This window comes from Streptomyces sp. NPDC050121, from assembly GCF_044460385.1.
GTDB lineage: Bacteria > Actinomycetota > Actinomycetes > Streptomycetales > Streptomycetaceae > Streptomyces > Streptomyces soliscabiei.
Genome location: NZ_JBITJV010000001.1, coordinates 92,243 through 110,526 on the forward strand (window position 1 = coordinate 92,243; position 18,284 = coordinate 110,526).

An 18,284-nucleotide genomic window follows, 5' to 3' on the forward strand; every position below is an offset into this window, starting at 1 on the left:
GACGGACAGAGATACGGAGCGGAGGGCGGGTTCGGATTGGTCGAAACCAAAAAACTTTTTCTTTCCTGCTCACCCGCGTTTCGGGCCCGCTGATCCGTACCACCCACCGGAGGTGTGTTCGTTGCGAATGCCTGGTGTGACGGGGCGGCCCGGGTGCGGCGGCCGCAGAGAGGGGGACCGGATGGAGGCGGACGAGCTTCTGGTGCTCGTGGCGCGAGGCGACCAGTATGCATTCGAACAGCTCTACGCGCTGGTGTCCGGGCCCGTGTTCGGGCTCGTGCGCCGGGTCGTCAGGGATCCCGCGCAGTCGGAGGAGGTCGCCCAGGAGGTGCTCCTGGAGGCCTGGCGCTCCGCCGCCCGCTTCGACCCGAACCGCGGCAGCGCCCTCTCCTGGATCCTCACCCTCGCCCACCGCCGTGCCGTCGACCGGGTACGCAGCGCCCGCGCGGCCGTCGACCGCGAGCAGCGCGAAGGCCGGCGCTACCACGACCCCGCCTTCGACCAGGTGGCGGAAGAGGTCGAGGCGGGCCTGGAACGCCAGTTGGTGCGCCGCTGCCTGGGCCGGCTGACGGCGCTTCAGCGGCAGTCCGTCACGCTCGCCTACTACGACGGCTACACGTACCGTGAAGTGGCCGACCAGCTCTCGCTGCCGCTCGGCACGGTGAAGACACGGATGCGTGACGGGCTCACGCGACTGCGCGAGTGCCTGGGAGGGGCCGCATGAGTGTGCTCGGCCTGTTTCGCCGCGAGGATGTGCACTCGCTGGCCGCTCCCTACGCGCTCGACGCCCTCGACGCCGACGAGCGCCGCCGGTTCGAGAAGCACCTGAAGGGCTGCGACCGTTGCTCCGCCGAGGTACGGACACTGGCCGAGGACGCCGTCCGGCTCGCCTGGTCCCAGGCCGCGCCGCCGCCGGCCGCGATGCGCGACCGGGTGCTGGCCGCCGTCCAGAGAACCCCACAGGAGACCTCGCGGGCGCCGGTGCGGGAGCACTCGCCCCAACTGCCCCCGCACGTCTGGGGCACGCAGCCGCCGCCCAAACGCTCCGGGGGTTCCTCCCACGCGTTCAACCGTGGGGGAGCGCCTCGTGCGCGCCGTCGGCTCTTCGCGCCGCTCGCCACCGCCACCGCCGCCGCGGCCCTCGTCGTCGCCTCCCTCTTCGCCGTCCAGGTCGGCCGGACGCAGGGCCAGTTGGACGCCGAGCGCGCCCAGTCACGTGAGATCGCCCACGTTCTCGCAGCTCCGGACGCGCGGGCGAGTACCGGCAAGGACGCCCGGGGCCGCAGTATCGGAGTGATCGCCTCCGCTTCGGAGGCGCAGGCGGTCGTCACCTTGAGCGGATACGGGGGCCTGCCCACCGGGCAGGTGCATCAGCTGTGGCTCATGCGCCCTGGCGCGCAACCACGCTCCCTCGGGCTCTTCGACGGCGACACGCCCTTGGTCGCCACCGGTCTCGACAGGGCGGCGACGTCACTCGCTGTCACCGTCGAGCCCGACGGGGGATCGCCACAGCCCACCACGCAGCCGGTTGTCCAACTCACCCTGAAATCGGTCGGATTCGGAGAGTGATCGGAGAGGAGTCGTCAACCCCCTTATGGGGAAGGTGAATCCTGTGAGCTCGATACATGTGTGCCTCGACGGGGCGATAGGGTTACCCTGCCCGGGCCGGGTGGACTCGTACGGGTGGGGAGTGACATGGAACAGATAACGATGCGCAGCAGGGCGAGGGTCCCTGCGATCACCTGCGGGAGCAGCGCGACCAGTTCGCGCCTGGACCGCCATCTCTCGGTACTGGCGGGCCCCGCCATACCACAGCGGGAGACGGTCGAGGCGACCTCGCTCATGCGGGAGCTGACCGCGCGTGAGCCCGTGCGTGACCGTGGCCCCAAGGCGACGCGGGCACGGGTGAGCCGCGTCTCGCTCTTCGCACCCCTGCGCCGACTGCGCCGCTCCCTGTTCGGCGGCAACAAGCACTGACCGGCCGGCACGTCCTCATGTACTGAACGTGTACTGAACGCACCGAACGTACTGAGTCCCGCGCTCAGGCGGCCACACCGTCCCGGCGCAGCGCTGCGATCTCCTCGTCCGTCATCCCCACGGCACGCAGCACTGCTTCGGTGTGCTCCCCGAGCGCGGGCACGTCCCCCATGCGTGCCTCCTCCCCGCCCGGCAGCGTGATCGGGGGCAGCAGCGCCCGCAACGGCCCGACCGGCGTCCCCACCTCCCGCCACCGCTCACGGGCCGCCAGCTGTGGATGCTCCGCCAGCTCGTGCAGATCCCTCAGGCGTGCGCACGCGATCCCCGCGCCCTCCAGCCGCGCCAGCGCCTCGTCCGCGCCCAGCGCGACCAGTGCCGACGCCACCAGTGCGTCCGTGAGCTCCCGGTTCGCCACCCGTGCCGCGTTCGTCGCATATGCCGGATCCGTTCCCAACTCGGGCCGTCCGACGACCTGTTCGGCCAGCCGCCGCCACTCCCGGTCGTTCTGCACGGACAGCAGCACCCGCCCGCCGTCGGCGGTGAAGTAGGCGTCGTAGGGCGCGATCACGGCGTGTGCGAGACCGGTGCGGGCCGGGGGAGTGCCCCCGTGCATCGCATGGTGCAGCGGATGCCCCAGCCACTCCGCGAGCGCGTCCAGCATCGACACCTCCACCGGACCGCCCCGCCCGGTCGTGCCCCGCCGCACCAGCGCCGCCAGGACGCCCGAGAAGGCGTACATGGCCGCCGCGATGTCCGCCGCCGGGATCCCTGCCTTCACCGGCTGCTCGGGCGTCCCGGTCACCGACACCAGCCCCGCCTCGCACTGCACGAGCATGTCGTAGGCCCGCTTGTCCGCGTACGGCCCGCTCGCCCCGTACCCGGAGATGTCCACGGCGACCAGCCGCGGGTGCGCCGCGCACAGGGTGGCCGCGTCCAGACCGAGGCGGGCCGCCGCCCCCCGCGCGAGGTTCTGCACGAACACGTCCGCGTCCGCGACCAGCCGCCGTACGACGTCCAGGCCCCGTGGGTCCTTGAGATCCAGGGCGAGGGACTCCTTGCCGCGGTTGCACCACACGAAGTGCGAGGCGAGACCGCCGGCGGCGGTGTCGTAGCCGCGGGCGAAGTCACCGCCGTCGATCCGCTCGACCTTGATCACCCGCGCCCCGAGATCGGCGAGCTGCCGGGTGGCGAACGGCGCCGCGACGGCCTGCTCGACGGCCACGACAGTGAGGCCCTCCAGGGGCAGCGGCAGGGGAGACGGCTGAGGAGACGGCTGGGGAGCCGATGCGGGTGGCGGGAGCTGGTCCATGGGGTCCATGGGGTGGATGCTAGATCAGCGCGAACTGACCCTCCGGGCCCTCCTCGTGGTGGTCCAGGACCGTCGCCGGGCGGCGTGCCGAGTCCGGGACCGGCAGAACGCCCGACGCGCGCAGCTCCGCCGCCGTGACCGCGTCCGTCTCCGCCGTCTCCAACTCCTCGCGTCGCGCGCCGACGTCCGCCAGCAGCGTCAACACCGTGATGAGCTCCAGGAGTTCGGAGGTCCACGACTGCTGCCAGGTCGCCGGGCGGATCGCGGCCAGCGTGCCCGGCTCGGCCTCCTGCGCGGTCCGCGCCGTGAACCACCGCTCCAGGACCCGCTCGCCCGTGTCCGTCTCGAAGTCCCAGGCCTCGGGCGGGACCGGGGAGACCCGGCCCTCGTCCAGGTGGAGGGCTTCCTCGTCGCGGTCGTAGTGCAGGGCGAGAGGGCGGGCCGGGAGCGGGGCGCGGACGTAGGGGCGGCGGCCGCCGGGCAGCTTGGGGCGCTCGCCGTCCCGGCGCAGCAGCCACAGTGCGCGGTGGCCCGACTCGACGCCACGCGCCCAGAGTTCGCGGTCCCCGGTGAGCGGGACGGTGAGATCGGGGCGGACGGCGCTCAGGGTCCACGCCAGGAAGTCCACCGGATCGGGGGAGTGGCCGAGCCGCCGCCCGAGCCGGTCCAGCAGGCCCGGCGCCAGGTTCGGCTCCCTGCCGCCCGGCCGCCGGTACAGCGGGCGGACGCGGCCCGGGCGCAGGAGGGGAAGCAGGGAGGTCGCGAGCAGCGGCCACCCGGGACTCTGGGGCGTCTCGACCACGAACACCTGTGCGTCGTCCGCCACCCGCCAGAGCTCCGGGCGGGCCGCGTCGATCAGCCGGTGGTCGGGGATGAGCCACTGCTCGTCGAAGGGCGCCGCCAGCACCCGTACGGGCTCCGGGCAGGGGCCGAAGGCGCGGACGAGCCGCTCCGTGCCGCCGCCGGCCCGGCCCGGGAGCTGCCCGACCGCGGTGTGCAGGGTGCGGGCGCGGGTCGGCTCGAACAGGGCCTCGCGCTCGTCGCCCTCGGCCTTCACCAGGGTGTCCCAGCGGGCCTTCAGGGACGTCGGATCGGGCGCCGTCGGCCACCCCCGGCCGAGCCGCGGCGGTGCGACGGACCACGGCATGAGGTCCGCCAGCGGCGGAGCGTCGTCGTGCGTCACGCGTGGCATGGTACGACGGCTCCCCGGAGGGCGGGTCACGTCGCGTCGAGGGTGACCGTGAAGGAGAAACGGTCGCCGCGGTAGTGGATGACGGCCGCGTCCAGGACCCGCCCGGCCGCGTCGTAGGTGACGCCCGTGTAGTGCAGGATCGGGCTCAGCAGCGGGACCCGCAGCAGCCGGGCGGTCTCCGGGTCCGCGAGCCGGGCCTCGAGCGTGTCCGTGATCCGGCTGATGTCGGCGCCCACGACGTCCCGCAGCACCTTCGTCATGGGCCAGCGGACCAGGTCGTCGGGGTCGATGCGGTCGGCGAGTTCGGGACGGACGTAGTTGCGGGCGTGGTTGGTGGGCTCGCCGGTCTCCTCGTCGCTTCTGAGGCGGTGATATGTCGCCACCTCGGCGAGGTCCGGGAAGTGCTCGGCGACCTCGGCGGGGACGGCCGCGCGGCCGTGTGCGAGGAGCTGCGTCGCCATGCCGGACTGCTGGGCCACGATCGCGTCGACCGAGCCGAGCAGCCGGACCGGGGCGCCGCGCTGCGCGGTCGGCTCGATGAACGTGCCGCGCCGCCGGTGCCGGGTGATCAGTCCCTCGGCTTCCAGTTCCTTCAGTGCCTGCCGCATGGTCAGCACGCTCACCCCGTAGTGCCCCGCCAACTGCTCCTCGGTGGGCAGCCGGAGCGGATCCCGGGGCGAGCGGCCGAGTATCGAGGCGCGCAGCGACTGCGACACCTGGTACCAGAGCGGCAGCTTGCGGGTGAGGACGATCGAGTCCGGGGCGAAGGAGGTCACGGGCTATCCGTACCGGTCGGCACCGTTCAGTGCAATGTGCTGTCGGACGGACGGAAGTGGCGTTCGAGGCCCTGCCAGACGTCGTCGTAGCGCGGTTGCAGATGGTCCGCACGGGCCGCCTGCGGGGTGAGGGTGAGCGGCCAGCGCGTCTCGAACATGAACGCCAGCCCGTCGTCGATCTTCTGCGGCTTCAGCTCGGCGGTGCTCGCCCGGTCGAACGTCTCCCGGTCCGGGCCGTGCGCCGACATCATGTTGTGCAGCGAGCCGCCGCCCGGCACGAAGCCTCCCTTTCCGGCCGTCTTGGCGTCGTAGGCGCCCTCGATCAGGCCCATGTACTCGCTCATCACGTTCCGGTGGAAGTACGGCGGCCGGAAGGTGTCCTCGCCGACCAGCCAGCGGGGGGCGAAGACCACGAAGTCCACGCCGGCGAGGCCGGGGGTGTCGGACGGGGACGTCAGCACCGTGAAGATCGACGGGTCGGGGTGGTCGTGCGAGATGGACCCGATGACGTTGAAGCGGCGCAGGTCGTACACGTACGGCACATGGGTGCCGTGCCAGGCGACGACGTCGAGCGGGGAGTGGCCGTAGGTCGCGCCCCAGAGGTGGCCGCAGAACTTGTTGACGACCTCCACCGGGCCCTCGACGTCCTCGTACGCGGCGACGGGCGCCCGGAAGTCGCGGGCGCCGGCGAGGCCGTTGGCGCCGATCGGGCCGAGCTCGGGGAGACGGAACGGGGCGCCGTAGTTCTCGCAGACGTAACCGCGGGCCGAGGCGTCAAGGAGGTCGACGCGGAAGCGGACCCCGCGCGGGATCAGCGCCACCTCGCCGGGCTCGGCGTGTAGCAGCCCGAACTCCGTGCGCAGCAGCAGCCCGCCCCGCTCGGGGACGATCAGCAGCTCGCCGTCGGCGTCGCCGAAGACGCGGTCCATCGAGGCGTTCGCGTGGTACAGGTGCACGGCCATGCCGGTGCGCTGGGCGGCGTCGCCGTTGCCGCCGAGGGTCCACATTCCGGCCAGGAAGTCCGTGCCGGCGGACGGCTCGGGCAGGGGATCCCAGCGCAGCCGGTTCGGGTCGGGGACCGTCTGCGTGAACGGCCCGGTGCGCAGCGCGCCGTCGCCGAGCCGGGCGAACGCCGGGTGCGCGGCCGACGGGCGGATCCGGTACAGCCACGAGCGGCGGTTGTGGGCGCGCGGCTCGGTGAACGCGGTGCCGCTGAGCTGCTCCGCGTACAGGCCGAGCGGGGCGCGCTGCGGCGAGTTGCGGCCCTCGGGCAGGGCGCCGGGGGCGGCCTCGGAGGCGTGCTCGTTGCCGAACCCGCAGAGGTAGGTCAGCCCCTCGGCCGTCTTGCGTGCGTCCCCGCTGCTCATCGTCGCTCCCTTGCGCGCTGATTCCTATGCATCACCGTAGGATTGCGTTTTCACGGATGCAAGGGGGCCGTCGGTCATCCGCCGATCCTCCTCGGGTCCTCCTCTTGGAGGACGATCACGGCACGGCCAGAACCAGACTCCAGGGGGATCCGCGTGTCGGACGGGTGCTCTAGTGTCCCGAGCATGTCGTGGACGCGTGCCCTCCCCGCCGCGCTCGCGGTCTGTGTCCTGCTGCTGACCGGATCCGTGGGCTGCGGCTCCAGTGGTGCCCACGAGCCGGGGACCGTGGCGTCGCCCTCGCCCGTGGGCAAGGTGCTGGACCACACGGACGACGACGGGCGCCACTACCGCGAGGTCGCGAAGAAGGGGGCGCCCGAGGTCGGCGTGGAGGTCCAGCCGGACGCCGACGGCGGCTGGGACGTGCGCCTGAAACTGGCCCATTTCCGCTTCTCGCCCGCCGGGGCGCCGCAGAAGGCGGCCACCGGCCGCGGCATCGCCCGGCTCTACGTCGACGACCGGCAGGTCGCCGACCTGCGGGGCCCGGCGTACCGCATCCCGGCCGGCTTCCTCCCGCACGGCACGCACGAGGTCACCGCCCGCCTCTACGCGGACGACGGCACGGTGTGGGCGGTGGGCGGCAAGCCGGTGCAGGCCACGGCGGACGTCACGGAGTCGGAGCCGTCGCCCGCCGGGTCCCCGACCGGGTCGCCGACCGGATCCCGGACCGGATCGCCGACCGGGTCCCGGACCGGATCGCCGTCGCCGTGAGTGCATCAGGCATCTTTCTCCGTACCCGGGGGCGAGGTTCACCAGGCAGCGGCGGAAAGGCATCATGAAGTCCGTGCCCCAAGCGACATCGCTTCGTCGTGCGCCCGTGCAGCGGCGCAGCGCCGAACGGCTGACCAGAATCCTCGACGCCTGCGCCGACCTGCTGGACGAGGTCGGCTACGACGCCCTGAGCACCCGCGCCGTCGCCGAGCGCGCCGGTGTCCCCATCGGCTCCGTCTACCGCTTCTTCGGCAACAAGCGGCAGATGGCCGACGCGCTCGCGCAGCGCAACCTGGAGCGCTACTCCGAGCGCGTCACCGACCGCCTGAAGGAGGCCGGGAGCGGGGCGGACTGGCGGGCCGCGATGGACGCCGTGCTGGACGAGTACCTGGCCATGAAGCGCACCGCGCCCGGCTTCTCCCTCGTCGACTTCGGCAACCAGATCCCGGTCGGCGCCCGGCACACCGAACCCAACCACCGGGTCGCCGACCGCCTCACCGAGTTGCTCTCCGGCTACCTCGGCCGCGAGGTGGACGACGATCTGCGCCGCACCTTCCTGATCGCCGTGGAGACCGCGGACACCCTCGTCCACCTGGCCTTCCGGGTGGATCCGGAGGGCGACGCGAAGGTGATCGACGAGACGCGGGAGCTGCTGCGGGCGTATCTGGCGCGGACCCTGGACTGACGGACGCGGCCGACCCCCTCCCCCTCGTTCATACCGGTCGGTATGCTCACCGGGAGAAGGCAACGCCGCCCCCAGGAGGACCCGTGTCCCGCACCGCCCTGCGAATCTGTCCCCTGTGCGAGGCCACCTGCGGGCTGACCCTCACCATCGAGGGGACGACGGTCACCGGCGCCCGCGGCGACCGGGAGGACGTCTTCAGCAAGGGCTTCATCTGCCCCAAGGGCGCCTCCTTCGGTGCCGTCGACAGCGACCCCGACCGGCTGCGGACACCCCTCGTACGCCGGGACGGGGAGCTGCGCGAGGCCACCTGGGAGGAGGCCTTCGACGCGGTGGCCGCCGGGATCCGCCCGGTGGTCGAGCGCTACGGGCCCAACTCCGTCGGCGTCGTCCTGGGCAACCCCAACGTGCACACGATGGCCGGCGCGCTCTACCCGCCCGTCCTGATCGCGGGCCTCGGCACCCGCAGCCTGTTCACCGCCTCCACGGTCGACCAGATGCCCAAGCACGTCTCCAGCGGGCTGCTCTTCGGCGATGCGAACGCGATCCCGGTGCCGGACCTCGACCACACCGACCACCTCCTGCTCATCGGCGCCAACCCCCTGGAATCCAACGGGAGTCTGTGTACCGCCCCCGACTTCCCCGGCAAGCTCAAGGCGCTCAAGGCCCGCGGCGGCACCCTCACCGTCATCGACCCGCGCCGCACCCGCACCGCGAAGCTCGCCGACCGCCACATCGAGATTCGACCGGGCACGGACGCACTGCTCCTCGCCGCCATGGCACAGGTGCTGTTCGAGGAACTCCTCGTCGCGCCCGGCGAGTTGACCCCGCACCTCGAAGGCCTTGACGAACTCGCCGAAGCCGTACGGGAGTTCACTCCCGAAGCGGTCGCGGCCGCCTGCGACGTGGAGGCCCCGCTCATCCGCGCTCTCGCCCGCGAACTCGCCGCCGCCCCCACCGCCGCCGTCTACGGCCGCATCGGCAGCTGCACGGTCCCGTACGGCACCCTCGCCAGCTGGCTCGTCGACGTCCTCAACATCCTCACCGGCAACCTGGACCGGCCCGGCGGCGCGCTCTTCCCACAGGCCGCCACCGACCGCACCCCCCGCCCGGCCGGGCCCGGCCACGGCTTCCAGCTCGCGCGCTGGCACTCCCGGGTCAGCCGGCACCCCGAGGCGAAGGGCGAGTTGCCGCTGTCCGCGCTCGCCGAGGAGATCGACACCGCGACCGAGGAGGGCGAGCCGATCCGCGCGCTCGTCGCGGTCGCCGCCAACCCCGTGCTGTCCGCCCCGGACGGCGACCGGCTCGACAAGGCGCTCGACTCCCTCGACTTCATGGTCAGCGTCGACCCGTATCTGAACGAGACCTCGCGTCACGCCGACGTCGTGCTGCCCCCGCCGCCGCCCTCGCAGAGCCCGCACCACGACTTCGCCTTCAACACCCTCGCCGTGCGCAACCAGGTCCGCTACAACCGTCCGGCCGTCCCGCTGGAGCCCGGCCGGATGGCCGAGACCGAGATCCTCGCCCGGCTGACCCTGGCCGCCACCGGGATGCACGGCGCCGACCCGGCCGCCGTCGACGACCTGGTCATCGGCCAGACCCTCGGCAAGGCCGTCAAGGAAGCGCACTCACCCGTGCACGGCCGCGACCCGAAGGAACTCGCCGCCCTGCTCACCGGCGTCAGCGGCCCCGAGCGCCGCCTCGACATGATGCTGCGCCTCGGCCCCTACGGCGACGGCTTCGGCGCCCGCCCCGACGGGCTGAGCCTCACCGAGCTGCTGGAGCACCCGCACGGCATCGACCTCGGAGCGCTTCAGCCCCGGCTGCCGCAGCCGTTGAAGACGCGCAGCGGGCGCATCGAGCTGCTCCCGCGGCCGATCGTCGACGATCTCCCGCGCCTGCGCGAGGGGCTGCGGCGGCGGCCGGACGGGCTCGTCCTCGTCGGGCGGCGCCATCTGCGGTCCAACAACAGCTGGATGCACAACGTCCCCGCCCTCACCGGCGGCACCAACCGCTGCACCCTGCACATCCATCCCGAGGACGCCGAGCGGCTGGGCGTCGAGAACGGGTCGCGGGTGCGGGTGAAGGGCGCCGGGGGCGAGGTGGTCGCGCCCGCCGAGGTCACCGACGGCGTGCGGCGGGGTGTGGTGAGCCTGCCGCACGGCTGGGGCCACGACCGGCCCGGCACCCGGCTGAGCCATGCCGCCGCCGACCCCGGAGTCAACGTCAACCAGCTCCTCGACGGCACTCTGCTGGACCCGCTGTCGGGCAACGCGGTCCTCAACGGTGTGCCCATCGAGGTCTCGGCGATCATCACAAAGCCGTGACCTGGAGTTTTGCGCTTATTGCTCGCGCATCAATGTCTTGTTAACACCGTTTGAACAGACCTAACGTCAACGCACCGCCGACCCCCAGGTGGGATGTTCAAGGGCGAACGTTAGGTATCCACTCATGTTGACTATCCTCGGCTTCGCCATGATCGCGACCTTCCTGGTCCTGATCATGCTGAAGAAGATGTCGCCGATCGCGGCGCTCGTGCTGATCCCGGCACTGTTCTGCGTCTTCGTCGGGAAGGGCGCGAGGCTCGGTGACTACGTCATCGACGGCGTCACCAGCCTCGCCCCGACGGCGGCGATGCTCATGTTCGCGATCGTCTACTTCGGTGTGATGATCGATGTCGGCCTCTTCGACCCGATCGTTCGGGGCATTCTGAAGTTCTGCAAGGCCGACCCGCTCCGCATCGTCGTCGGCACGGCGCTGCTTGCCGCGATCGTCTCCCTCGACGGCGACGGCTCCACCACCTTCATGATCACCGTCTCGGCGATGTACCCGCTGTACAAGCGCCTGAAGATGAGCCTGGTCGTGATGACCGGTGTGGCCGCCATGGCCAACGGCGTGATGAACACGCTGCCCTGGGGCGGCCCGACCGCCCGCGCCGCCACCGCGCTGAAGCTGGACGCCGGCGACATCTTCGTGCCGATGATCCCGGCCCTCGCCGTGGGCCTGCTCTTCGTGTTCGCCCTGTCCTACGTCCTCGGCCGCCGCGAGCGCACCCGGCTCGGCGTGCTGACGCTGGACGAGGTCCTCGTCGAGGAGAAGGCCGAGGAGAAGGCCGAGCGGACCGAGACCGTCCTCGTGGGCGCCGGCGGGTCCGGCGGCTCCGGCGCCGCCAAGGGCGCCGCCCCGGCCGCCGGTTCCGGCGCCGCCGCCCTCGGCGACGACGACGAGCCCGACGACGGCTTCCAGGGCCTCGACCCGCACCGCGCCACCCTGCGTCCCAAGCTGTACTGGTTCAACGCGCTGCTCACGGTGGCGCTGCTGACCGCCATGATCATGGAGTGGCTGCCGATCCCGGTGCTGTTCCTGCTCGGCGCCGCGCTCGCCCTCACCGTCAACTTCCCCCGGATCCCGGACCAGCGGGCCCGGCTCGCCGCCCACGCCGACAACGCCCTGAACGTCTCCGGCATGGTCTTCGCCGCCGCCGTCTTCACCGGTGTGCTCAAGGGCACTGGCATGGTCGACCACATGGCCAAGTGGATGGTGGACAACATCCCGGACGGCATGGGCCCGCACATGGCGATCGTCACCGGCGTCCTGAGCCTCCCGCTCACCTACTTCATGTCGAACGACGGCTTCTACTTCGGTGTCCTGCCGGTCCTCGCCGAGGCCGGCGCAGCCCACGGAGTCACGCCGCTGGAGATGGCCCGCGCCTCGCTCGTCGGCCAGCCCCTGCACATGTCGAGCCCGCTGGTCCCGGCCGTCTACGTGCTCGTCGGCATGGCGAAGGTCGAGTTCGGCGACCACACGCGGTTCGTGGTCAAGTGGGCGGCGCTGACCTGCCTGGTGATCCTCGGCGCAGGCCTGCTGTTCGGGATCATCTGACCCGTCCGCCGAGCAACTGGAGGAACTCGTGAGGCCCGGCAGGAACCGCGGCTGGCTGCTCCGTCTCGTCATCGCCTTCGGCTTCGCGCAGGGGGCGGTGTCGATGGCCAGGCCCGCCGTCTCCTACCGGGCCCTCGCTCTCGGCGCGGACGAGCGGGCGATCGGCGTCATCGCGGGCGTGTACGCGCTGCTTCCGCTCTTCGCCGCCGTCCCGCTCGGCCGCCGCACCGACCACGGCCGCTGCGCGCCCCTGCTGCCCGTCGGCGTGGTGCTCATCTCCGGCGGCTGTGTGCTGAGCGGTCTCGCGGGCTCCCTGGGGGCGATGGCGCTGTGGAGCGGGGTGATGGGACTCGGCCACCTCTGCTTCGTCATCGGCTCCCAGTCGCTCGTCGCCCGCCAGTCCGCGCCGCACGAACAGGACCGCAACTTCGGCCACTTCACCATCGGCGCGTCCCTCGGCCAACTGGTCGGCCCCATCGCGGCCGGAGCGCTGATCGGGGGCGACGACATGGCGGGCAGCAGCGCGCTCGCCCTGCTCGTCGCGGGGGCGGGCTGCGCGGTCGCGTTCACCTCGCTGTGGCGCATCGAGCACCGCGACACCACCTCCAAGTCCCGTACGGCGCAAGGCGATCGCATCCCCGTCGGACGCATCCTGCACACGCGGGGCGTCCCCGCCGGCATCCTGATCAGCCTCTCCGTGCTGTCCGCGACCGACATCCTCACCGCCTATCTGCCGGTGGTCGGCGAACACCGGGGCATCGCGCCGTCGGTCGTCGGCGTCCTGCTCAGCGTCCGCGCGGCCGCCTCCATAGCCTGCCGGCTGGTCCTCACCCCGCTGCTGCGGCTGCTGGGCCGGACGCTGCTGCTCACCGTGACCTGTCTGCTGGCGGCCCTGCTCTGCGCGGGGATCGCGCTGCCGGTGCCGGTCTGGGCGCTCGGGGCGATCCTCGCGGTGCTCGGGTTCTGCCTCGGCGTCGGGCAGCCGCTGTCCATGACGACGGTCGTCCAGGCGGCCCCGGACGGGGCCCGGTCCACCGCCCTCGCGCTGCGGCTCACCGGCAACCGGCTCGGCCAGGTCGCCGCGCCCGGTGCCGCCGGTCTGGTGGCCGGGGTCGCGGGCGTGGCCGCGCCGTTCGTGATGCTGGGGGCGCTGTTGCTGCTGTCGTCGGGGGTGGCGCTGCGCTCGCCGGGGGATCCGGGAGGGGAGGGCGGAGGGGACGGCGGAGGGGACGGCGACCGGCGGCCCGGGCGGCGGCCCCGGCCGGGGTTGCGCCGGTCGGGGCTGTGCCGGTCGGGGTTGCGCCGGTCGAGCGATCTCTGACGGCGCGTCGGGCGGCCCTCCCACAGTCGGCAGCGTCGATGTGAAAGAGAGTCAGGTACCAAGAACGATTTGTATGAAAATCGTCCTGACTCGGAGGAATGCGCATGTCCAGCTCGACGCTCCCGCCCGCCCTCGGCTCCCGCCTCGGCGTCACGGCTCTCACGGTGCTCGCCGCGGCCGGATTCACCTGCCTCTCGGCACCGACCGCCGTGGCCGTGGGGGAGGCAGGCGACATCAGAATCCACCGTGAGCAGGTACCGCCCGGCGTCTCCAAGGACGACCCGGTGGCCTGCCGGTTCTACCTCGACGCCGCCAACTTCGGCGAGCTGACCACCGTCGCCTACACCATCAAGGCGCGGCCCCCGGCGCCCGACACCGCCACGGTGACCGGCAACATCGCCCTGACCGACGGCGCCGGGCACACCGACACGCTGGGGCTGGCCGAAGGGTCGTACACGCTCGAGTGGAGCATCGCCGCCGCCCCGGGCGCGCCCGTGGTGCCCTCGCCCAAGGTGAAGGTCTTCAAGATCAACTGCAGGGAGAACCGGTCCGACGGAATCAAGCACGACCCGAACCAGGGCCCGAACCGTCCGATCACGGACGACGGCCGTCAGGCCGTGGGCCCGAACAGCCAGGGCGGCGGCCAGAGCGGCCGGGGCCAGGACGACCGTCAGCAGGGCGGCGCCACCTGGAGCGGTGAGAAGGGCGGCCCCGAGGGCGGCGTCCACGCCGGCGGCGGCGGCCTCGCCGACACCTCCGCCTCCTTCACCCCGCTGGCCGGCGCCGCGGCCGTCGGGCTGATGGCCGTGGGCTCGGTCGCGTACTTCCGACTGATCCGCCGGCGCAACCATGGCGCCGCGTAGGCGCGCACGCAGGCCCTGGCACCGGACCCGTGCCTTTCGCCTCACCAGGACGGCCGTGCTCGCGGTCGTCCTGGTGACGGTCGGGGTCCGGTGCGGCGGGCCCGACGCACCGGTCGCACCGGCCCGGGCCGGCGCGGCGGCGTCCGACGGGACGCCCGGCGACTCGGCCCCCGGGGACGGCGCGGACGAAGAGGGCCGCGACGCGGGCGAGAAGCCGGCCGAGCGCCCCAAGTCGTCTCCGCGCCCGCTGCCCCGGTCCCCGGCGACCACCCTGCGCGTGCCGTCCCTGGGCATCGACGCGCCGATCGTGCCCCTGCGGCTCGGCCCCGACCGGCACCTCGGCACCCCGCCGCTCGACAAGCCCAAGCTCGTCGGCTGGTACGCGGGCGGCCCGACCCCGGGGGAGCGGGGTACCGCCGTCGTCGTCGGACACCGCGACACCAAGACCGGCCCCGCGGTTTTCGCCGGCCTCGCGCGCGTGCCCCGGGGCGCCCGGATCGAGGCCCGGCGGGCCGACGGCCGCACCGCCGTCTACACCGTCGACCGGGTGCGGGTCTTCGACAAGGACACCTTCCCCGACAAGGAGGTGTACGGCCCGAGCAAACGCCCCGAGCTGCGCGTACTCACCTGCGGCGGCCTCTTCCGACGGGCCACGGGATACACCAGCAACGTCGTCGTCTTCGCCCATCTGACGGCGACCCGCTGACCGGGCGCCGGACCGTCCCCGCTGCCCCCACCGGCCCGGCCGACGCCGGGCCCGGGGTCCGGCGCCCGTCGAATCAGACAGTCCGGTTTCTCGCCCCAAGGGCGGAAGCGTCCGATCCGGCCTCATTTCCTCCCCCGACCGCGTACAGTCCGTTGACTTCCGTGACTCACAAGCCTCGTGGGGACACCTTTCATGACACGCGCCATCTCCCTGCACGACGTCAGCAAGGTTCACGCCCGCGGCGTCCGGGTGGTGGACCGGCTGCCGCTGGACATCGCGCCCGGCGAGTTCCTGGTCCTGCTGGGACCCTCCGGCTGCGGAGAACTTCGCGCTCTACCCGAACATGACCGGCCGCGACTCCATTGGGGCCGCACCCTCTCCGGCTGCGTCCGCTGGTCCTTGCCGCCGATGCCGACGACCGTGGTACGGCCGCCGCGCCGGCCCTGGCGGGCGGGGCGCTGTGTCTGGCGGGGGTGGCGGTGTCGCGGCGCGACCGGGCGGGCAGCCTGCGGGCCGGCCCGGTCGTGGTCCTGGACGAGCCGACGGAGCAGGACGCGCCGCCCGCGACCCCCGAGGGCCGCACCATCGGCGATCTCGACCTGAGCGCCCTGGTGGCCGAACGCATCGGCCTGGAGGACATCCCGGCGGCGTACGCGGTGCCCGCGCTGGTCGTCCTGATGTCGTGGCTGGTGCTGGCGAGGTGCCGGGGCCGCTGACAGGGCAACTCCGACCCGGCGAAGCCGGGGCTCGCGGATTTCGGACCGGCACTGCGGGCACCTCACCTGCGCCTGCCCGGTGACCCGGCACAGTTCAGCGCAGGGCGACCGCGTCGATGCCCAGCAGCTCTCCCAGCGCCCGCTTTCCCGACGGAGTCACCTTCACGGCCCGCTCCGAGCCGATGCGCACGCACCACCCCGTGTCGAGGGCGTGCCGGCACAGGGCCGCGCCTGCGGCGCCCGCCAGGTGGGGGCGGCGCTCGGTCCAGTCGAGGCAGGCCCGGGCGAGCGGCCGGCGGCTCCCGCGGTCGAGGGCGATACCGGCCGCGTCGAACCAGCCGAGCCCCTCCTCCGTGATCGCGAACCCGGTGTCCTGGCGCAGCAGCCCGCGCGCGGTCAGCGCGTCGGTGACCGCGATGCCGAGCCGCCCGGCCAGATGGTCGTAGCAGGTGCGGCCGCGGGCCATCGCCGAACCGGCGCTCGACTCCCGCAGACCGCGCGGCCGTACGACATCCCCCGGGGCCACCTGCGCGGCCAGGTCCTCCACCAGCTGTGCGGCCCGGGCGTCGGCGAGGCGTACGTACCGGTGCCGGCCCTGCCGTTCCTCGACGAGCAGTCCGCCCGCGACGAGCTTGCCCAGGTGCTCGCTCAGCGTCGACGCGGCGACCCCCGCGTGCCGCGCCAGCTCACTCGCGGTCCAGGCCCGCCCGTCGAGCAGCGCCAGCAGACACGCGGCCCGCGTCTCGTCGGCGATCAGCCCGGCGAGCCGCGCCAGCCGGGTCGCCCGAGGGTCTCTGGAGGTCATGCGTCTCAGCATGGGGCACGGACAGTTCGGCGCCGGCCGAAGTGTCTCAGCTGGTCCGACGCACCTGCTCGTACTGCTGTGCGAGCCCGTCGAGGAGCGCCGTGAGGCCTGTCTCGAACGCCCGTTCGTCGATCTTCTCCTGCTGTTCGGCGAGCAGGTGGGCCTGTCCCAGGTGGGGGTAGTCGGCGGGGTCGTAGGCGGTGCTGTCGTCGACGAAGCCCCCGGCGAACGAGCCGAGCGCCGAGCCCATGACGAAGTAACGCATCAGTGCGCCGATGGACGTGGCCTGAGCGGGCGGCCATCCGGCGCGGACCATCGCGCCGTACACCGCGTCGGCGAGGCGCAGTCCGGCGGGACGGCGGCCGGGCCCCTGGGCGAGCACCGGGACGATGTTGGGGTGGTCGCGCAGGGCCGCCCGGTAGGAGACGGCCCAGTCGTGCAGCGCGGTCCGCCATGCTCGGTCGTCCTCGAACATCGACAGGTCGACCTGCGCGCTCACCGAGTCGGCGACGGCCTCCAGGATCTCGTCCTTCGTGCGGAAGTGGTTGTACAACGAGGGCCCGCTCACCCCCAGTTCGGCGGCCAGTCGGCGTGTGGAGACGGCGGCCAGGCCCTCCGCGTCCACGAGCGTCCGTGCGGTCTCGACGATCCGGTCGGTGCTGAGGAGGGGCTTGCGCGGTCGGGCCATGGCGCTCATAGTAGGGCTGCGCAGCAGAAACTAGCAGTGCTAATTTAATGGACGACTTTCCGGTGTGGGGTGATCTCGTGGTGAACCTGGGGCTCAGCGAGGAGCAGGCCGCCGTCCGGCGGCTCGCCAGGGAGTTCGTGGACCGCGAGATCGCCCCGCACGTCGTCGCCTGGGACCGTGCGGAGGACGTCGACCGGTCCATCGTGAAGAAGCTCGGCGAGGTCGGCTTCCTCGGTCTGACCATCGACGAGGAGTACGGCGGCTCCGGCGGCGACCATCTCGCGTACTGCCTGGTCACCGAGGAGCTGGGGCGCGGGGACTCCTCCGTGCGCGGAATCGTCTCCGTCTCGCTGGGGCTCGTCGCCAAGAGCGTCGCCGTGTGGGGGAGCGAGGAGCAGAAACGGCGCTGGCTGCCGGGGCTGACGTCCGGCGCGTACATCGGCTGCTTCGGGCTGACCGAGCCCGGCACCGGCTCGGACGCCGGGAACCTCTCGACGCGGGCGGTGCGGGAGGGCGACGAGTACGTCGTCAACGGCACGAAGATGTTCATCACGAACGGCACCTGGGCGGACGTCGTGCTGCTGTTCGCCCGGTCGACCGACGCGCCGGGGCACAAGGGGGTCTCCGCCTTCCTCGTGCCGACCGATACACCGGGGCTGAGCCGCCGCACCCTGCACGGCAAGCTCGGTCTGCGGGGCCAGGCGACCGCCGAACTGGTGCTCGACGACGTCCGGGTGCCCGCCTCCGCGATGCTGGCGCCCGAGGGGAAGGGGTTCTCCGTCGCGATGTCGGCGCTGGCCAAGGGGCGGATGTCGGTCGCGGCGGGCTGCGTCGGCATCGCACAGGCCGCCCTGGACGCGGCGGTGCGGTACGCGGGGGAGCGGGAGCAGTTCGGGAAGCCCATCGCCCGGCATCAGCTGGTGCAGGAGCTGATCAGCGACATCGCGGTCGACGTCGACGCGGCTCGGCTGCTGACCTGGCGGGTCGCCGATCTCATCGACCGGGGGCTGCCGTTCGCGGTGGAGTCCTCCAAGGCCAAGCTCTTCGCCTCCGAGGCCGCCGTGCGCGCCGCCAACAACGCCCTCCAGGTCTTCGGCGGTTACGGCTACATCGACGAGTACCCGGCGGGCAAGCTCCTGCGTGACGCCCGGGTGATGACCCTCTACGAGGGCACCAGTCAGATCCAGAAGCTGCTCATCGGGCGGGCGTTGACGGGGGTCTCGGCGTTCTGA

The 18,284-nt window shown here is 72.7% G+C and carries 18 protein-coding genes and 1 pseudogene; 13 read left to right on the plus strand and 6 right to left on the minus strand.

Annotated features, from left to right (window positions below; translation table 11 throughout):
- The first annotated feature begins 181 nt into the window (after nt 1-181).
- From ACIBTS_RS00460 to ACIBTS_RS00470, 3 genes are all read left to right on the plus strand, one after another.
- Entirely contained in the window at nt 182-724 is a 543-nt protein-coding gene (locus tag ACIBTS_RS00460; RefSeq protein WP_399315671.1) for a sigma-70 family RNA polymerase sigma factor, read from the plus strand.
- On the plus strand, nt 721-1,569 hold the full coding sequence (locus ACIBTS_RS00465; RefSeq protein ID WP_399315672.1) for an anti-sigma factor domain-containing protein: 849 nt from the start codon (nt 721-723) through the stop codon (nt 1,567-1,569). Before ACIBTS_RS00460 ends, ACIBTS_RS00465 begins: the two co-directional genes overlap by 4 nt.
- A 126-nt stretch (nt 1,570-1,695) precedes the next feature.
- Nucleotides 1,696-1,977 carry a hypothetical protein gene (locus ACIBTS_RS00470; protein ID WP_079663280.1) on the plus strand — a complete coding sequence of 94 codons (282 nt, stop codon included), beginning with the start codon at nt 1,696-1,698 and terminating at the stop codon, nt 1,975-1,977.
- A gap of 64 nt (nt 1,978-2,041) precedes the next feature.
- Here the strand turns inward: ACIBTS_RS00470 and ACIBTS_RS00475 are convergent, their stop codons facing one another.
- The 4 genes from ACIBTS_RS00475 to hmgA are packed head-to-tail and all read right to left on the minus strand — an operon-like array spanning nt 2,042 to nt 6,621.
- Entirely contained in the window at nt 2,042-3,286 is a 1,245-nt protein-coding gene (locus ACIBTS_RS00475) for a CaiB/BaiF CoA transferase family protein (RefSeq protein ID WP_399315930.1), read from the minus strand.
- A 19-nt stretch (nt 3,287-3,305) separates the two neighbouring features.
- A complete protein-coding gene (locus ACIBTS_RS00480) occupies nt 3,306-4,478 on the minus strand; it encodes a type ISP restriction/modification enzyme (protein WP_399315673.1) in 1,173 nt (390 codons plus the stop codon).
- Between the two features lie 26 nt (nt 4,479-4,504).
- Nucleotides 4,505-5,254, minus strand: coding sequence for a GntR family transcriptional regulator (locus ACIBTS_RS00485; RefSeq protein WP_399315674.1), 750 nt, complete (start codon nt 5,252-5,254; stop codon nt 4,505-4,507).
- A 26-nt stretch (nt 5,255-5,280) separates the two neighbouring features.
- Nucleotides 5,281-6,621: a homogentisate 1,2-dioxygenase gene (hmgA, locus tag ACIBTS_RS00490; protein WP_319670251.1), complete on the minus strand. Its 1,341-nt coding sequence runs from the start codon at nt 6,619-6,621 to the stop codon at nt 5,281-5,283.
- 183 nt (nt 6,622-6,804) lie between these two features.
- Between hmgA and ACIBTS_RS00495 the strand changes: the two genes are divergently transcribed.
- The 9 genes and pseudogenes from ACIBTS_RS00495 (at nt 6,805) to ACIBTS_RS00535 (ending at nt 15,559) form a co-directional block, all read left to right on the plus strand.
- On the plus strand, nt 6,805-7,389 hold the full coding sequence (locus ACIBTS_RS00495) for a hypothetical protein (protein WP_399315675.1): 585 nt from the start codon (nt 6,805-6,807) through the stop codon (nt 7,387-7,389).
- A gap of 64 nt (nt 7,390-7,453) precedes the next feature.
- Nucleotides 7,454-8,074 carry a TetR family transcriptional regulator gene (locus ACIBTS_RS00500; RefSeq protein ID WP_399315676.1) on the plus strand — a complete coding sequence of 207 codons (621 nt, stop codon included), beginning with the start codon at nt 7,454-7,456 and terminating at the stop codon, nt 8,072-8,074.
- 83 nt (nt 8,075-8,157) lie between these two features.
- On the plus strand, nt 8,158-10,398 hold the full coding sequence (locus ACIBTS_RS00505; RefSeq protein WP_399315677.1) for a molybdopterin oxidoreductase family protein: 2,241 nt from the start codon (nt 8,158-8,160) through the stop codon (nt 10,396-10,398).
- Nucleotides 10,399-10,522: 124 nt separating this feature from the next.
- Nucleotides 10,523-11,953 carry a CitMHS family transporter gene (locus ACIBTS_RS00510; protein WP_399315678.1) on the plus strand — a complete coding sequence of 477 codons (1,431 nt, stop codon included), beginning with the start codon at nt 10,523-10,525 and terminating at the stop codon, nt 11,951-11,953.
- Between the two features lie 28 nt (nt 11,954-11,981).
- Nucleotides 11,982-13,274: an MFS transporter gene (locus ACIBTS_RS00515; RefSeq protein WP_399315679.1), complete on the plus strand. Its 1,293-nt coding sequence runs from the start codon at nt 11,982-11,984 to the stop codon at nt 13,272-13,274.
- Nucleotides 13,275-13,378: 104 nt separating this feature from the next.
- The gene (locus ACIBTS_RS00520) at nt 13,379-14,137 is read left to right on the plus strand and encodes a hypothetical protein (RefSeq protein WP_399315680.1); all 759 of its coding nucleotides are present in this window, start codon (nt 13,379-13,381) and stop codon (nt 14,135-14,137) included.
- Nucleotides 14,124-14,843 (plus strand): class F sortase, encoded by a 720-nt coding sequence (locus tag ACIBTS_RS00525; protein ID WP_399315681.1) that lies wholly within the window; start codon nt 14,124-14,126, stop codon nt 14,841-14,843. The genes ACIBTS_RS00520 and ACIBTS_RS00525 overlap by 14 nt, the downstream gene beginning before the upstream one ends.
- Nucleotides 14,844-15,035: 192 nt before the next feature.
- Nucleotides 15,036-15,179: pseudogene (locus tag ACIBTS_RS00530) on the plus strand (sugar ABC transporter ATP-binding protein); the annotation flags it as partial.
- A 26-nt stretch (nt 15,180-15,205) separates the two neighbouring features.
- Complete coding sequence (locus ACIBTS_RS00535) at nt 15,206-15,559, plus strand: hypothetical protein (protein WP_399315947.1); 354 nt, start codon at nt 15,206-15,208, stop codon at nt 15,557-15,559.
- A 94-nt stretch (nt 15,560-15,653) separates the two neighbouring features.
- Here the strand turns inward: ACIBTS_RS00535 and ACIBTS_RS00540 are convergent, their stop codons facing one another.
- The gene (locus ACIBTS_RS00540; protein WP_399315682.1) at nt 15,654-16,376 is read right to left on the minus strand and encodes an ArsR/SmtB family transcription factor; all 723 of its coding nucleotides are present in this window, start codon (nt 16,374-16,376) and stop codon (nt 15,654-15,656) included.
- Nucleotides 16,377-16,410: 34 nt separating this feature from the next.
- The gene (locus tag ACIBTS_RS00545; RefSeq protein ID WP_399315683.1) at nt 16,411-17,052 is read right to left on the minus strand and encodes a TetR/AcrR family transcriptional regulator; all 642 of its coding nucleotides are present in this window, start codon (nt 17,050-17,052) and stop codon (nt 16,411-16,413) included.
- Between the two features lie 80 nt (nt 17,053-17,132).
- On the opposite strand from ACIBTS_RS00545, the gene ACIBTS_RS00550 reads away from it, so the two are divergent.
- The gene (locus ACIBTS_RS00550; RefSeq protein WP_399315931.1) at nt 17,133-18,284 is read left to right on the plus strand and encodes an acyl-CoA dehydrogenase family protein; all 1,152 of its coding nucleotides are present in this window, start codon (nt 17,133-17,135) and stop codon (nt 18,282-18,284) included.

Coding starts and splice junctions, on each gene's coding strand:
- ACIBTS_RS00460 (WP_399315671.1), top strand. CDS start 182: ATGGAGGCGGACGAGCTTCTGGTGCTCGTGGCGCGAGGCGACCAGTAT.
- ACIBTS_RS00465 (WP_399315672.1), top strand. CDS start 721: ATGAGTGTGCTCGGCCTGTTTCGCCGCGAGGATGTGCACTCGCTGGCC.
- ACIBTS_RS00470 (WP_079663280.1), top strand. CDS start 1,696: ATGGAACAGATAACGATGCGCAGCAGGGCGAGGGTCCCTGCGATCACC.
- ACIBTS_RS00475 (WP_399315930.1), bottom strand. CDS start 3,286: ATGGACCAGCTCCCGCCACCCGCATCGGCTCCCCAGCCGTCTCCTCAG.
- ACIBTS_RS00480 (WP_399315673.1), bottom strand. CDS start 4,478: ATGCCACGCGTGACGCACGACGACGCTCCGCCGCTGGCGGACCTCATG.
- hmgA (WP_319670251.1), bottom strand. CDS start 6,621: ATGAGCAGCGGGGACGCACGCAAGACGGCCGAGGGGCTGACCTACCTC.
- ACIBTS_RS00495 (WP_399315675.1), top strand. CDS start 6,805: ATGTCGTGGACGCGTGCCCTCCCCGCCGCGCTCGCGGTCTGTGTCCTG.
- ACIBTS_RS00500 (WP_399315676.1), top strand. CDS start 7,454: ATGAAGTCCGTGCCCCAAGCGACATCGCTTCGTCGTGCGCCCGTGCAG.
- ACIBTS_RS00510 (WP_399315678.1), top strand. CDS start 10,523: ATGTTGACTATCCTCGGCTTCGCCATGATCGCGACCTTCCTGGTCCTG.
- ACIBTS_RS00520 (WP_399315680.1), top strand. CDS start 13,379: ATGTCCAGCTCGACGCTCCCGCCCGCCCTCGGCTCCCGCCTCGGCGTC.
- ACIBTS_RS00525 (WP_399315681.1), top strand. CDS start 14,124: ATGGCGCCGCGTAGGCGCGCACGCAGGCCCTGGCACCGGACCCGTGCC.
- ACIBTS_RS00540 (WP_399315682.1), bottom strand. CDS start 16,376: ATGCTGAGACGCATGACCTCCAGAGACCCTCGGGCGACCCGGCTGGCG.
- ACIBTS_RS00545 (WP_399315683.1), bottom strand. CDS start 17,052: ATGGCCCGACCGCGCAAGCCCCTCCTCAGCACCGACCGGATCGTCGAG.